The 13,239-nt window shown below is 59.4% G+C and carries 14 protein-coding genes; 6 read left to right on the forward strand and 8 right to left on the reverse strand.

The window, feature by feature from the left end; all coding sequences use genetic code 11:
• The first annotated feature begins 140 nt into the window (after positions 1-140).
• Positions 141-695, forward strand: a complete 555-nt coding sequence (locus AABM54_RS07595) for a hypothetical protein (RefSeq protein ID WP_347904660.1) — start codon at positions 141-143, stop codon at positions 693-695.
• A 69-nt stretch (positions 696-764) separates the two neighbouring features.
• Here AABM54_RS07595 and AABM54_RS07600 read toward each other — a convergent pair whose 3' ends face one another.
• Both AABM54_RS07600 and AABM54_RS07605 read right to left on the reverse strand, forming a co-directional pair.
• A complete protein-coding gene (locus tag AABM54_RS07600) occupies positions 765-1,037 on the reverse strand; it encodes a hypothetical protein (RefSeq protein WP_347904661.1) in 273 nt (90 codons plus the stop codon).
• A 513-nt stretch (positions 1,038-1,550) separates the two neighbouring features.
• Positions 1,551-2,120: a nucleotidyltransferase family protein gene (locus AABM54_RS07605; RefSeq protein ID WP_347904662.1), complete on the reverse strand. Its 570-nt coding sequence runs from the start codon at positions 2,118-2,120 to the stop codon at positions 1,551-1,553.
• A gap of 235 nt (positions 2,121-2,355) precedes the next feature.
• On the opposite strand from AABM54_RS07605, the gene AABM54_RS07610 reads away from it, so the two are divergent.
• Positions 2,356-4,062, forward strand: coding sequence for a ShlB/FhaC/HecB family hemolysin secretion/activation protein (locus AABM54_RS07610; protein ID WP_347904663.1), 1,707 nt, complete (start codon positions 2,356-2,358; stop codon positions 4,060-4,062).
• 79 nt (positions 4,063-4,141) lie between these two features.
• On the opposite strand, the gene AABM54_RS07615 is transcribed toward AABM54_RS07610, so the two are convergent.
• Positions 4,142-4,879 carry a thioredoxin family protein gene (locus tag AABM54_RS07615; RefSeq protein WP_347904664.1) on the reverse strand — a complete coding sequence of 246 codons (738 nt, stop codon included), beginning with the start codon at positions 4,877-4,879 and terminating at the stop codon, positions 4,142-4,144.
• Positions 4,880-5,057: 178 nt separating this feature from the next.
• Between AABM54_RS07615 and AABM54_RS07620 the strand changes: the two genes are divergently transcribed.
• Complete coding sequence (locus AABM54_RS07620) at positions 5,058-5,450, forward strand: transcriptional regulator (protein ID WP_347904665.1); 393 nt, start codon at positions 5,058-5,060, stop codon at positions 5,448-5,450.
• 13 nt (positions 5,451-5,463) lie between these two features.
• On the opposite strand, the gene AABM54_RS07625 is transcribed toward AABM54_RS07620, so the two are convergent.
• Positions 5,464-6,333, reverse strand: a complete 870-nt coding sequence (locus AABM54_RS07625; protein ID WP_347904666.1) for a DUF6279 family lipoprotein — start codon at positions 6,331-6,333, stop codon at positions 5,464-5,466.
• Between the two features lie 197 nt (positions 6,334-6,530).
• Positions 6,531-6,719, reverse strand: a complete 189-nt coding sequence (locus tag AABM54_RS07630; RefSeq protein WP_030131898.1) for a hypothetical protein — start codon at positions 6,717-6,719, stop codon at positions 6,531-6,533.
• 349 nt (positions 6,720-7,068) lie between these two features.
• Between AABM54_RS07630 and AABM54_RS07635 the strand changes: the two genes are divergently transcribed.
• From AABM54_RS07635 to AABM54_RS07645, 3 genes are all read left to right on the forward strand, one after another.
• Positions 7,069-7,905: a S1-like domain-containing RNA-binding protein gene (locus AABM54_RS07635; RefSeq protein WP_347904667.1), complete on the forward strand. Its 837-nt coding sequence runs from the start codon at positions 7,069-7,071 to the stop codon at positions 7,903-7,905.
• Positions 7,906-8,109: 204 nt separating this feature from the next.
• The gene (locus AABM54_RS07640; protein WP_347904668.1) at positions 8,110-9,039 is read left to right on the forward strand and encodes a DMT family transporter; all 930 of its coding nucleotides are present in this window, start codon (positions 8,110-8,112) and stop codon (positions 9,037-9,039) included.
• 268 nt (positions 9,040-9,307) lie between these two features.
• Positions 9,308-9,436 carry a PA1414 family protein gene (locus AABM54_RS07645; RefSeq protein ID WP_009042667.1) on the forward strand — a complete coding sequence of 43 codons (129 nt, stop codon included), beginning with the start codon at positions 9,308-9,310 and terminating at the stop codon, positions 9,434-9,436.
• Between the two features lie 113 nt (positions 9,437-9,549).
• Here AABM54_RS07645 and AABM54_RS07650 read toward each other — a convergent pair whose 3' ends face one another.
• From AABM54_RS07650 to speB, 3 genes are all read right to left on the reverse strand, one after another.
• The gene (locus tag AABM54_RS07650) at positions 9,550-10,275 is read right to left on the reverse strand and encodes an MBL fold metallo-hydrolase (protein WP_347904669.1); all 726 of its coding nucleotides are present in this window, start codon (positions 10,273-10,275) and stop codon (positions 9,550-9,552) included.
• Positions 10,276-10,359: 84 nt separating this feature from the next.
• Complete coding sequence (locus AABM54_RS07655) at positions 10,360-11,739, reverse strand: sodium:solute symporter (protein ID WP_347904670.1); 1,380 nt, start codon at positions 11,737-11,739, stop codon at positions 10,360-10,362.
• 270 nt (positions 11,740-12,009) lie between these two features.
• Positions 12,010-12,960, reverse strand: coding sequence for an agmatinase (gene speB, locus AABM54_RS07660; RefSeq protein ID WP_347904671.1), 951 nt, complete (start codon positions 12,958-12,960; stop codon positions 12,010-12,012).
• Between the last annotated feature and the right edge of the window lie 279 nt (positions 12,961-13,239).

A 13,239-nucleotide genomic window follows, 5' to 3' on the forward strand; every position in this document is an offset into this window, starting at 1 on the left:
CATTAGCCGATTTCGAGTACAAATTAAAAGTCTTTTCGTGCTGTAGTTTTAACTGTTCATGTAAATCTGGCAGGCTTTTTGAGTGAATAGATAAACGCTGTCACTTAATACTTAGCTTTTCTACGGTAAGGGACTTTTCGATGCGTTTCTCTTTTTTCTGGCTCCTTTTGGGCTTAGTGGCACTGCTATCAGGCTGCAATACAACCCCCTACGACAAGGCGACGATTTACTACGATCGAGCGCAGTTCCCCGCGCAAATCGTCAAAGACTATCCGTCATTGAGTGATCCCATTCTTCAGCACGGACGTTGCTCGCTGATTATTGCTACGCCCGGTTCGAACACTGGAACTTACTATTTCTGTACCTATGCGCTGACGGCGAACGGGCTTTATGTGCAGGGGTGGGATGCTAAGGCGCTGCAGTATGTCGAGATCGTGCACGTTGATTTGTCGAGGCTCAAAAAAATCTCCCTTTACTCGTTCTTACGGACCAACCAGCTCCAGTTAACAGAGGATCGACGTCAGATGGCGTTGAGTGCCACCATTGATGAGGGCGGGTATGTCGATACTTCGGCCACTGAGCGTTTGTTCGACGCGATCAAGCGCAAGGGGGTTCTCGTGGTAAAAAGCGAAGGCATGATGAACCCGCCCGCGCCTGCGACACCGATGATCATTCCAATCATCATTCCTAAGTGAAGGTGTGATGGGGAGTTTTAGTTGAATGTGCAATGTGAAACGGGCGACCCACAGGTCGCCCATTTTCATTCACTCCGCAGCCTGTGCCCGCAACCGCCGACCAATCACATCCATCAAATCACAGCCATCGCGCAACGGTATGACTAGCAATTTGGAGAAGTCAGAAAGCACCACCGTGTCGCAATCAATCTCGGCACGAAAGGCGATGTTCTCCAGCACTTGAGTGACCGTGCGAATGCGGTAATCCGCCATCGCTTGCAGGACGTCAAGTGGCGCTTGGGTATCAATAAGCAGAGATGCCGGGATCAGGTCGATTCCGGTGAGGGGCATGTATCTATCCATAGTTGAAGCCTCGTTTAGTTTGCTGAGACTGCCAGCAGATCGTCGCCAAACGAAATTAGGGTGGCAGCTGTACGCAGGTTGGCGAACCGGAAACGAGTAACCGGCAGACCCGAAGGTCTCCCGCGCACAGCCGCCATGATAGAAGCAGCTTTGCAGATGCGGAGGCGCCTGCAAATAAGCAGACAGCTCTCGCACTCGTTAATCAGGTCGCCAAACCCGGTCGCCATGTGGGCGACGGGCGGACTATAAGCCTCATGGTTCTAGCGGTGCAAGGCATGGTTGAGGTTCGGTTTCCTAAGTTTGCGTAGGAGCCTGCCGAACGACGGATAGTCCACATAAAGTCGCGACCTTGGCCCATCGTCTGGCTCGAAGAAGCCGTGGTCAGCGGCGAAAAAGTCCTGGTGCCGGTGTTCCGCATGGTCTAGGCCAACAACGGGTGAGGCTGGGTAATTACCGGATCTCCAGTCAGTAGTGTTCGATGAGTTGGGCAGATTTCGTTTTGCCGCGTTTGTATCAAGTACAACCACTTCCCTTCTCGCACCTCAACAACGGCCAGGTCGTGAGCCAGTGTTTGGAGGCGATGCGAGACTCATAGATGTCGCGTTTTTCCACTTCGAAGCGTGGGGTCGGTCTGAGGATCAGGTCGAACAGGTCTTCAAGGCCCAGCGGTGCGCTGACTTCACAGGTGTCTTGTGCGGTGCGCCTGACGGCGACGGCGGTGGCGGTTTCGGGCCAGTGGCGCATGGCGTCAGTGGCCGAGCGGTAGGGGGCGTTGCCGTTGCGGGTGTGCATCCTGGCCTGGTTTTTTACCGACCATTTAACTGCTGGGTGCAAGGTGTGGAGGATGGCTTCGAGTCGGCGGTCTTCGTCGGGGGTGGCTCGGGCGGGATCAAACCACAGGACATCGACGTCGCCCGTCAGCGGCGACACCGCGCGGCCATGCAGGTGGTCCCACACGGCGTTCCTGACAAACCCGGCACCGACCCAGCAATCGGGGAGGTTCAAGGCGCGGACCACCTCCAGAAGGGGCCACCTCACCGGGTCAATCAAGAGAAGGGCCTGGATGCGTGAAATCTCGTTCATCCCTCATTCTAAGAGCCCGGGTGCTTAAGGCAACAGGCCTGATGGGGGGCGACTGATGCCAGGGCATCGTTTCAGGCGGTTGTTTTGTCTCATGTACGGCTTGGCCAACTTGCCGTAAACCCCGCCCCAGAGCCTTCCATCCCCCGGCGCCAAAACAGCTTATTGACGCCAATATGACGGCAACATACCATCGCGCCACTATATTGATATCACTTGTCGTCTCGAGGGATCGAACATGTATTTACTCACCCTCGGGAAGAGGCTGTGTGTCGCTTTACCCTGTCTGTTGCTTGCCTTGCAGGCCTACGCCGCACCGACGCCTGGCGAGCAGGATCTGATTCGTGACCGCCAGGACCGCTTGCTCGAAGAGCAGCGTCGACGGCTCGAAGAACTCAAGGAATTGCCTGGCAAACAGGCGGTGCCCACGGAGCCTGCGGGGCCTGCCGATACGCGTTGTTTTCCGATCACGGACATCGAACTCAAGGGTGCCGACAGCTTGTCGGCCGGTGAGCGCGAGCGGCTGATCAAGCCTTACATCGGTCAGTGCCTGGGCGTGACCCAGCTCAATGATTTGCTCAAGGTCATCACCGATTACTACCTCGAAAAGGGCCTGGTCACCAGCCGTGCGTACTTGCCACAGCAGGACCTGTCCTCGGGGCATTTGAGTGTGATGGTGGTCGAGGGCAAGCTCGAAGGCCTTAAGGGTGTCGAGGGCAGCAAGCTCTCGGACCGGGAGTTGGCCATGGCGTTTCCCGGCAAAACCGGTGAGTTGGTCAACCTGCGGGAAATCGAGCAGCTTGTGGACCAGTTGAACCGCTTGCCGTCCAATCAGGCGCAGATGGAGTTGTCGCCGGGCAAGAATGTGGGTGGCAGCGAAGTGCTGGTCAAGAACACCCCGCAAAAGCCCTGGCGCGCCAGCCTGTCGCGCAACAACGATGGCCAGCGCAGCACCGGCGAGCAGCAGTGGGGCACCACCCTGGACTGGGACAGCCCGTTGGGGCTGGCGGATCAGTTGTCGCTGCGCGGCGGTCACGATGCGATGACCGATCACCAGCACACCTCCAACAACGCGATGCTCGCCTACAACGTGCCGTGGGGCTGGTGGAATTTCAGTTACAGCTACAACCAGAGCGAATACCGCTCCCAGACGCCGTCCAACGGTTACAACTTCAAGCTGACCGGCGACAGCGAAATCCATTCGTTACGTGCCGAGCGGGTCATCCACCGCGATGCTGTCAGCAAGACGTCGTTGAGCACCGGCCTGACGTACCTGCGCACCAACAACTTTGTCGAAGACAGCAAGCTCGACCTGAGCAGCAACCGGCTGAGTGAATCGCAGTTCGGCATTAACCACGGGCGACGCATCGGCGGGGCGTTCGTCAACCTTGATCTTGGCACGCAGAACGGCATTGGCGCGTTCGATGCTCAGGGCAACGGTCATCCAAAACCTGGCAAATCCGACGCACGCTACCGCAAATACACGGCCACCCTCAGCTACTTGCAGCCGTTCAAGCTGTGGGGCGAGTCCTTGAGTTTCAGCAGCCTGATGACCGGTCAGCGCAGCGAGGACGTGTTGTTCAGTCCGCAGCGCATGAGCCTCGGCGGGCAGTCGTCGATTCGGGGTTACAAGGATCAGTCGCTGTCGGGTGACAGCGGTGGATACTGGCGCAACGATCTGCGCTGGAGCCGTCCGGTGACCCTGGAATGGCTGCGCCCGGTGTTCGCGGAATATGGCACCAGCCTGGGTTACGACCAAGGCGTGATTCGTAACAACCGCTACAACGATGATCAACATGGGCGCGTCTCCAGCAACTCGCTGGAGCTGTTTGCCCGTGGCGAGCACGTGACCGCCAGTGTGACGTTTGCTCATTCTCTGGAGCGCCCGGATGCGCTGCCCGAGCGCGAAACCCCGATCTACTTCCGTCTGGATCTGCTGATCTAGGTTGCGAACAAAAAAAGGCCAGCCCTCGATGATTTATCGAGGGCTGGCCTTTTGCGTTAAAGCACTTTCACGGTGTGCCTCATTCACAGCCGCATTGTTTGTCAGCCGGTTGGGCGTCGTAGCGGTCGTGGTGCCGCACCCATTCCATGATCTGTTCTTCGTTGCGGCCCTTGGGCGTCAGGTCCAGGAAGTTATAGGCGCCGACCAGCAGGTCCAGGCCTCGGGCGTACGTGGAATAAGTGTGGAAAATTTCGCCGGCAGGGTTGCGAGAAAACACGCTGAGGCCGGGGAGTTCTTCTTCGGCGCCGTCGGTTTTTTCGTAGTTGTAGGTGGCGGTGCCGGCGGCGACTTCAGCCGCCGAGGCCAGCACGCCGAAGTCGTGGTTGAAGTCGTCCCCGGCCGATGACACCCATTCAAACTGCCAGCCCATGCGCCGTTTGAAGGCCTGGAACTGTTCGAACGGCGCGTGGGAAACCGCCACCAGCGCGATGTCGTGATGGGCCAGATGCTGGTTGGCGCCGTCGATGTGGTCGGACAGGAATGAGCAGCCAGGGCAGCCTTCGTCCCAGCCTTCACCAAACATGAAGTGATAGACGATCAGTTGGCTGTTGCCGCCAAACAGGTCGGCCAGCGACAACACACCGTTCGGGCCCTGGAAGCGGTAGGGCTTGTCGATTTTTACCCAGGGCAATGCGCGACGTTCGGCGCTGAGTTTGTCCCGTTCCCGGGTGAAGGCCTTTTCGTGGAGCAAATGCTGCTGGCGGGCCGCGAGCCATTCCTCTCGGGACACGACCGGGTGCTGTTCGGCGCTGTTCATGATGTTCCCTCCTGCGATGGTTGCCATGAGTGTCTACACAGCCTAGTCGTTTGGCCGGGCGGCCAATCGACACGCCGCTGGTCGGTCACGGCGCCCCCGAAAACTTCGCTGAACGCCTGTCCACAGTCCCTGTCACACCCTATGAAGGCATCTCATTCTGTGTGGAGGTTGAATCAGGATGACGACTTACAACTGGGATTTGATTGAGCGACTGCTGCACGAAGTGCAGAACGGCGCCGGTCACAGCTTTACCCCGCGTCCCTATGCCGAGCAACACGCGGCGGCGATGGCGGCTGAGGGTGAACCGATCGGCAATCTGGACGACTTGAAAGTCACGGCCACCGAGTACGAAAAGCTTTTGCTGGACCGTGGTTTCATTGCCCCGCGACCCGAGGATGAGGGCGGCAATGGCGAGAATTTTGTCCTGACGCCCCGTGGGGCCAGTTTGCTGAGCCTGCTGGACAGCAGCATTCCGGGCCACGATCACCCGCGGCAAGTGCTGGACGAGCAGGTGGATGCGCTGGATGAAGCGACGTTTGATGAAGTGGCGTCGACCGTGCAGATCGCTTGAGTCGGGAGATTGATCAGGTGCGTTGGGCCGTCTTGAGGCACTTCAAGGCGCTGAAGTCGCTGCGCACTTTGTCGATTTTCTTCAGCAACCGTTGGCGCTGCACCGGCGTGCTGTCGGCCATCACGTCCACTATCAGGCTGCGAGCCTGGGTTTCGGTGTTGGCATAGGCTTGGCGATAGGCCGGCGTCCACAGGGTTTCGCGGTTCACCAGCAGGGTTTCGATGCGCTGCGGGAAGTCGCTGGCCTGGCGTTGCGCCACGGCTGCGCTGAACTGCGCCTGCCAGTGGGCGCGGTTGGCGATCCATTGCTGATTCTGGTCGCCGAGGGCGTTGGACCATGTCACCACGCGTTCGCGTTGGGATGCAGACAATGGACCCAGCCAGTCGCTCAGGCGCTTTTCCATGCGCTCACCCCGTTGCGCGATTTGCTGCGCGAGTGGCGGTTTGACGTACTGGTCCTGGCGTTCTTGCAGGTCTTTGGCAAACGCCTGGTTCATCTCATCGACTTGCTGATCGTTGAGCCCTTGCAGCAACTCGACGGTGGACGGCGTGATCTGCCGGGCGGTCTGGGCAATCGCCTGTTTGGCTTCCTGGGTGCGCAATTGCAGGGCGGCGTCGTTGATCTGGTGGGTTTCGACCATGTGCTGCAAGCGATCCAGCCAGGCGAGGTAACCGGGGAGTTGAGTGGTGCAGTGCCAACTGAGGTGTTCCTTGAGGCGGTCGTTGAACCAGCCTTTTTGCTCGCGGGTCATGTCCAGGTAGTCACTGAGCGACCACGGGATGATGACGTCGAGGTTGCGGTAGGCCAGGCCGACGCGGTTGCACGCGCACAGTGTGAGGCTGAGCGTGGCGAGGAAGACGAGGCGTTTCAACCGGCGCGACATGGACAAGTCCTTCCGAAGGCGTAGGTCCTGAATCTGAACGCAGGAAGAGCCTGACGGTTCAGACGATCTCGGTCTTGAAGGATAGGGGGCTTTTGTCGAACGTGATGCAAGAGGGTAAGCGAGGGTGGTGCGGGAGGGTTCCAGTCCTAGCGTTTCGAGGCACGAAACGCTTAGGGACCAGGGTGACGCGAGGGGTGTTACTTTTTGCCCAGCGTGATCTGCTTGGACGGGCCGAATGTCTGGCCGCTGACGCCTTTGGCAATTTGCTGGATCTCGCCGCCGGACTTGAGGAAAGCAGCAATCTGGTCGTTGATCGATTCGCTGGTTTCAACGGCTGGAGCTGGCTTTGCTTTGCTGTTGGATGCTTTTACACGCATGGCGGCCATTAACCTGTAGAAAATTAACTTGGCCAGGCATCGTACAGGAATTACTTGACAATTGCTTGGTAAATATCCCCCTGAAATTATCGGTGCGGGGGCTGGTTAATTCTGGATTGTTGTTTGAAATAACCGTCTAACCTGCTGTTTTAAATAAGAACCTGGGCATCAATAGTTTCCCGGACGGGCGAATGATCTCAGGGCAAATGCCCGGATTGGTCTGACGAGCGGGGCGCTGTGCGGTCAAAACCCACGGAAAATGAGCCTCGCAGTGGATTTTCCCGCGCCACCTGGCCGGTGACCCAACGGCGTCGGTAAAAACGGGTAGAATGCCGCCCACGCAATGAGGGTATTGGAAATGGCTTTAGTCGGGCGTTACAACAGTTTGCAAGTGGTTAAACACACTAACTTTGGTTTGTATCTGGATGGCGGTGCGGATGGCGAAATTCTGCTGCCTAACCGATATATTCCAAAAGATATTCCCAGTGAAGATGAAGACTGGCTGAACGTTTTTGTTTATTTGGACAGCGATGACAAACTCATCGCAACTACCGAAAAACCAAAAGTTCAGGTCGGTGAATTCGCCAGCCTTAAAGTCGTTGAAGTCAACAGCATCGGCGTGTTCCTCGATTGGGGCCTGCCAAAAGACCTGCTGTTGCCGTATTCCGAAGAAAAGCGCCAGATGACCGCCGGTGAATACTGCGTGGTGCACGTCTACCTCGACAAGCACACCCGCCGTATCACCGCGACCGCACGTCTGGACCGTTACCTGGACAAGACTCCGGCCAACTACAAGCCTGGCCAGGAAGTGGATTTGCTGGTGGCCGAAGCGACCGACATGGGCTTCAAGGCGATCATCAACAACAAGCACTGGGGCCTGATCCACAAGAACGAAATCTTCAAGTTCATGCGCGCCGGCAAGGAAGAGAAAGGCTTCATCAAGGAAGTGCGTGCCGACGGCAAGATCAGCCTGAGCCTGCAACCGGTGGGTGAAGAAGCGTCCTCCAGCCTGAACTCGAAGATCCTCGCCAAGTTGCGTGATAACAACGGCACCCTGCCGATCAGCGACAAGAGCGATCCGGCGCTGATCAGCAGTATGTTCGGCGTCAGTAAGGGCAACTTCAAGAAGGCCATCGGCGCGCTCTACAAGAACGGCCAGATTGTCATTCATGCCGACCGCATTGAACTGAGCTGACTTCGCTTCCCACAAGGACCGGCCGGCATGAAAAAACGCGTGTTGCCTGACATGGCTCGCGTTTTTACGGCCGGACGGTCTTTGGCTGGCGCCGACGCATCCGGCCGTATGATGATTAATCGCCACCCCTATTTTTGCCTCGTCCGGGGCTTTTTCAGGTTGTCGAGAAACTGCCATGTGTTTACCGATTCATGAGGTGTCGCCGTGAGCGCCACGCGGCGCAGCGCCGATGGTTTTGCCCTGCAAGTGATGCTCGGCCTGTGTCTGGTCTGGGGCGTGCAGCAGGTGATGATCAAGTGGGCGGCGGCGGACATCGCGCCGGTCATGCAAGCGGCGGGGCGCTCGGGTATTTCGGCGTTGCTGGTCGGCTTGCTGATCTGCTGGAAGGGCGGCTGGGGGCAGGTCGGCCACACGTGGCGCGGCGGTTTGCTGGCCGGCAGCCTGTTCGCCATCGAGTTCCTGTTTATCGCCGAGGGTCTGCAACTGACCACGGCGGCGCACATGTCGGTGTTTCTCTACACCGCGCCGATCTTCACCGCGTTGGGGGTGCATTGGCTGTTGCCGAGCGAGCGTTTGCGACCGCTGCAATGGTTGGGAATTGTCCTGGCGTTTATCGGGATCGCGACGGCGTTCGCCGGGGGCGTGTCGTGGGACAACCTAGACCGACGCATGTTGCTCGGTGATGCCTTCGGGGTGCTGGCCGGCGCGGCGTGGGGCGCGACCACGGTGGTGGTGCGTGCCTCGCGTCTGTCTGAAGCGCCGGTGACCCTGACCCTGTTTTACCAACTGATCGTCGGCTTCGTCGGGCTGCTGCTGATCGCCGCGCTGAGCGGGCAAATCACCCATGTCAGCCTGACGCCGGTCGCGGTGGCCAGCGTGCTGTTTCAAGGGCTGGTGGTGTCGTTCTGCAGTTACCTGATCTGGTTCTGGCTGCTGCGTCGCTACTTGGCGGCAAACCTGGCCGTGTTCTCCTTCATGACGCCGTTGTTCGGCGTCACGTTTGGCGTGTTGCTGCTCAATGAAACGCTGACGATCAACTTCATTGTCGGCGCGGTGCTGGTGTTGCTGGGGATCACGTTCGTCAGCGCGGAGCAGTGGCTGCGCCGTCGTTTGCGCAACGTCCTGGAGCGTTGACTGGGCGCAGCAACAGGGCACCCGCTCCCGCGAGCGTTGCATCACCAGTTGCATGCAGGCCAGGAAGGGCGTGCCGTATAGCACGCCCCCTGGATCGAGCTGCAACAGGCGGCGCACCCGGTGGCGGTGTGAATGGCCGGGTGGATTTGGTTTGATTCGGTAACAGATCATTGCTAACTCAAGCGAGCATTGAGTAGGACTTCGGACTACTATCTGTATGAAGCGTCTACAGAACCCGGTCGCTCAGCATTACCCTGAAGGGGGCACCATGAAAGAGAAACTCCAAAACTGGCTTCATGACCTCGGTGTCGCGCTTGGTTTGATCGAACCGCCTCTGCAGCCTGTGCCGATTCGCACTGACGACGAGCAGCGTCGCCGGCAGCAACGCCGTCGCTAAGCGATGACCCTGGCCGTTCATGTGTACGGCCAGGTACAACGTCTCTGGTCCATTCCCGCAGCCCGGTTGTGAACGTGTCTTTTGCCGGTGTGTTCGCCCCGACAGCACGTGCGTCATGGATGCCGAGCCATCCAAGCATCAATCATCGCCCTCAAGTATTCCCCCGAAAAACTTCCGAAATGCCCACCGTGCACCGTGCGGATCGGCAGCGTGCGCAAGCGTTGCAGGCTGGTGGCGTAATCCTCGAGGTTGGAGTGGTAGGCGTCTTCGACCAACGGCCCGTCATAGATGATGTCGCCGCTGAACAACGTCCCGGTGACCGCTTCAAACAGGCTGATGCCGCCCGGTGAATGGCCGGGTGTGTGCAGCACCTGCAACACTCGGTTACCCAGGTCGAGCACATCGCCGTCCTCGATCAGACCGGTGGCCGGTGCAGCCTTGACCCGATACTCGGCGTAGCACAGCGGGCAGTCCGGGTGGGCTTCGAACATGTCGTCGCCGACACAGGCTGCCGACAAGGTGTTGTCGCCATCAGGTTTGGCGAGGATCTGCGCTTCGGCTGGATGCACCAGCCGCACGGGGAACTCGTGATGCCCGGCAATGTGATCGAAATGGCAATGACTGGCCACCGCCAGCAACGGGCGTTCGGTGAGCCACGGCAACTGCTCGCGTAGGCTGACCAGCCCGGAACCGCTGTCCAGCAGCAGGTCCTTGTCGCGACCCTGAATGTGCCACAGGTTGCAGCGGTAGAAAGGGCGGATGTACGGTTCGTGAATCAGTCGGATGCCGTCACTCAGCTGTTTGACCTCGAACCACTGATCGCGGCTGACGATCTTCATGCAGGTTTTCTCCAGACGAAAAAAAACGGGTACGGCAACCGACGCCGCACCCGTCGAAGAAAAAGTTGAACCGTTGCGTTGAGCTTAGATCGCGCTCGCCACCGTCGTCGGGCGACGGGACAGCAGGCTGACCAGCACAAAGCTCACCAGGCCGACACCGAGGCTGTAGTAGATCGGCGTGTTGGCATCCAGGCCGTCCTTGAACATGAACACCAGCGCCGTGACGAAGCCCAGCGCCATGCTGGTGATCGCCCCGGAGGTGGTCGCCCGTTTCCAGTAAATCGCGCCGATCAGCGGGATCAGCATGCCGCCCACCAACAGGTTGTAGGCCAGCGTCAGGGCGCTGATCACGTCGTTGACCACCAGCGCGATGCCGAGCACGGCGATACCGGTGAGCAGGGTGAACAAGCGGTTGATGTTCAGGCTCGACTGTTTGCCGCCCCGCAGTTTCGGCAACAGGTCTTCGGCCAGAACGGTGGAGGCCGCGAGCAGGCCGGCGCTGGCGGTGGACATCATGGCGGCCAGCGCGGCAGCGATGACCAGGCCACGAATGCCGTCCGGCAGGGACATTTTGACGATCGCGGCGAACGCATTGTTGACGTTGGCCAAGTCCGGGATCAGCACATGGGCAGCCATGCCGATCAGGGCGCAGGCCAGGCCGTAGAGGATGCAATAGACCCCGGCGACGGTGCCCGCGTATTTGGCGACTTTTTCATCGCGAGCGGTGAACACCCGTTGCCAGATGTCCTGGCCGATCAGGATGCCGAAGAAGTAGATCATGAAGTAGGTGATGATCGTGTCCCAGCCGAGGGTGGTGAAGCTGAAGCTCGCGGCCGGCAGCTTGCTCACCAGCTCATCCCAGCCGCCCACGCGGTACAGGCAGATCGGCAGGAGGATGAACATCAGGCCGACGGTCTTGATCACGAACTGCACGATGTCGGTCAGGGTCAGCGACCACATGCCGCCGATGGTCGAGTAGACCACCACCACGCCACCGCCCAGCAGCACCGAGATCCAGAACGGCAGGCCGAACAGCACTTGCAGCACGGTGCCGATGGCCAGGATCGAGGTCACGCCGATCATCAGCGCATAGGCCAGCATGATCACCGCGCTGGCCTGGCGGGCCATGGGGTTGTAGCGCTTTTCCAGGACCTGCGTAACGGTGAAGATCTTCAGCTTCAGCAGCGGTTTGGCGAGGAACAGGTTCAGCGCAATGATGCCGAACCCCAGCGCCGCACAGAGCCAGAACCCGGAAATCCCGTGGACGTAGCCCAGGCGCACGGTGCCGACGGTGGACGCACCGCCCAGCACGGTGGCGGCCATGGTGCCCATGTACAGGGTCGGGCCGAGGTTGCGCCCGGCGACCAGATAGTCTTCATGGGTCTTGGCCCGGCGCATGCCGTAGTAGCCGAGCACCAGCATGCCGGCGGCGTAGATGAGGACGACGAATAAATCCCAAGCCATGGTGGCGTTTCTCCGATTGTCTTTTTTATGGTGAAACAAGGGTGGTTCTTTGGAGCGAAGCTTTCTGCGGGGGCGAGCCGGTTCTGGGCGGCGTACCGAGGGAAGCGGTGTGTCAGTCACATCGCTGTTGGATGTGCCGCCGTTTTTGCGAGCAGGCTCGCTCCCACTGGGAAAACAGTCTCAGGCCGGCGGCTACGGCTGCTTGAGGGTGTAGAGCTCGGCGGACGCGGCGGTTTTCAGGACCTGATCACATGCGCTCATGCTTAACCCTCAGCGGTGGGCCACGCCCGGCAATACGCAAAGCATTTCGTAAAGCAGATTGGCACCCAGCAGCGAGGTGTTGCCGGTGGTGTCGTACGGCGGCGAAACTTCTACAAGGTCGCAACCCACGAGGTCGAGGCCCTGGCAGCCACGGACGATTTCAATCGCCTGAATGGTCGTCAGGCCACCGATTTCCGGAGTGCCGGTGCCTGGCGCCCAGGCCGGGTCGATGCCGTCGATGTCAAAGCTCAGGTACACCGGGCCGCCGCCGACTTTCTCGCGCACTTGCGCCATCAGCGGCGTCAGCGACTGGTGCCAGCACTCTTCGGCCTGAACCACGCGGAACCCCTGTTTGCGGCTCCAGTTGAAATCTTCTGCTGTGTAGCCCTGCGCGCGCAGGCCAATTTGCACCACGCGGTCGCAGTCCAGAAGGCCTTCTTCGACGGCGCGACGGAAGGTGGTGCCGTGGGCGATTTTCTCGCCGAACATGTGGTCGTTCACATCGGCATGGGCGTCGATGTGCACGAGGCCAACCTTGCCGTGCTTTTTATGGATGGCCCGCAGGATCGGCAGGGTGATGGTGTGGTCGCCGCCGAGGGTCAGGGGGATCACGTCGTGTTCGAGAATCTCGTGGTACGACTCTTCGATGATCCGCACGGCGTCCAGCAAGTTGAAGGTGTTGATCGCCACGTCACCGATGTCGGCAACCGACAGCGAGTCGAACGGTGCCGCGCCGGTGGCCATGTTGTACGGGCGGATCATCACGGACTCGGCGCGAATTTCACGCGGCCCGAAGCGGGTGCCGGCCCGCAGCGAGGTGCCGATGTCCAGCGGCACGCCGACGAACGCAGCGTCCAGGCCGGCAGCGGATTGCAAATGGGGAAGTCGCATCATGGTGGCGATGCCGCCGAAGCGCGGCATTTCATTGCCGCCCAGTGGTTGGTGCAGAATCTTGTCCACGGGTAGGGCCTCATCATCATTGTTTTAGTTATGTCGGTTGCGCAGGCATCGAGAATGCACGGGCTCCGTTGGGGCCGATTCTGCGAAATGTCGTCGGCGGGAAGAATCGCTGCGGGCAAATACTTAGTTCAGATTTTTCTGAACTAATGGATTTGGCGAGGATAGACTTGCCGACATGCACAGAACCCCTGTGGCGAGGGCGCTTGCACCCGCTCGGCTGCGCAGCAGTCGTAAAACCTGCTGATGCGGTCCATCTGATACAGCAAGGTAAATGGTTTT

The sequence above is a fragment of the Pseudomonas purpurea genome, from assembly GCF_039908635.1.
Classification (GTDB): Bacteria; Pseudomonadota; Gammaproteobacteria; order Pseudomonadales; family Pseudomonadaceae; genus Aquipseudomonas; species Aquipseudomonas purpurea.

Coding starts and splice junctions, on each gene's coding strand:
- AABM54_RS07620 (WP_347904665.1), top strand. CDS start 5,058: ATGACGACTTACAACTGGGATTTGATTGAGCGACTGCTGCACGAAGTG.
- AABM54_RS07645 (WP_009042667.1), top strand. CDS start 9,308: ATGAAAGAGAAACTCCAAAACTGGCTTCATGACCTCGGTGTCGCGCTT.
- AABM54_RS07610 (WP_347904663.1), top strand. CDS start 2,356: ATGTATTTACTCACCCTCGGGAAGAGGCTGTGTGTCGCTTTACCCTGT.
- AABM54_RS07625 (WP_347904666.1), bottom strand. CDS start 6,333: ATGTCGCGCCGGTTGAAACGCCTCGTCTTCCTCGCCACGCTCAGCCTC.
- AABM54_RS07650 (WP_347904669.1), bottom strand. CDS start 10,275: ATGAAGATCGTCAGCCGCGATCAGTGGTTCGAGGTCAAACAGCTGAGT.
- AABM54_RS07615 (WP_347904664.1), bottom strand. CDS start 4,879: ATGAACAGCGCCGAACAGCACCCGGTCGTGTCCCGAGAGGAATGGCTC.
- AABM54_RS07630 (WP_030131898.1), bottom strand. CDS start 6,719: ATGGCCGCCATGCGTGTAAAAGCATCCAACAGCAAAGCAAAGCCAGCT.
- AABM54_RS07600 (WP_347904661.1), bottom strand. CDS start 1,037: ATGGATAGATACATGCCCCTCACCGGAATCGACCTGATCCCGGCATCT.
- AABM54_RS07655 (WP_347904670.1), bottom strand. CDS start 11,739: ATGGCTTGGGATTTATTCGTCGTCCTCATCTACGCCGCCGGCATGCTG.
- AABM54_RS07605 (WP_347904662.1), bottom strand. CDS start 2,120: ATGAACGAGATTTCACGCATCCAGGCCCTTCTCTTGATTGACCCGGTG.
- AABM54_RS07635 (WP_347904667.1), top strand. CDS start 7,069: ATGGCTTTAGTCGGGCGTTACAACAGTTTGCAAGTGGTTAAACACACT.
- AABM54_RS07595 (WP_347904660.1), top strand. CDS start 141: ATGCGTTTCTCTTTTTTCTGGCTCCTTTTGGGCTTAGTGGCACTGCTA.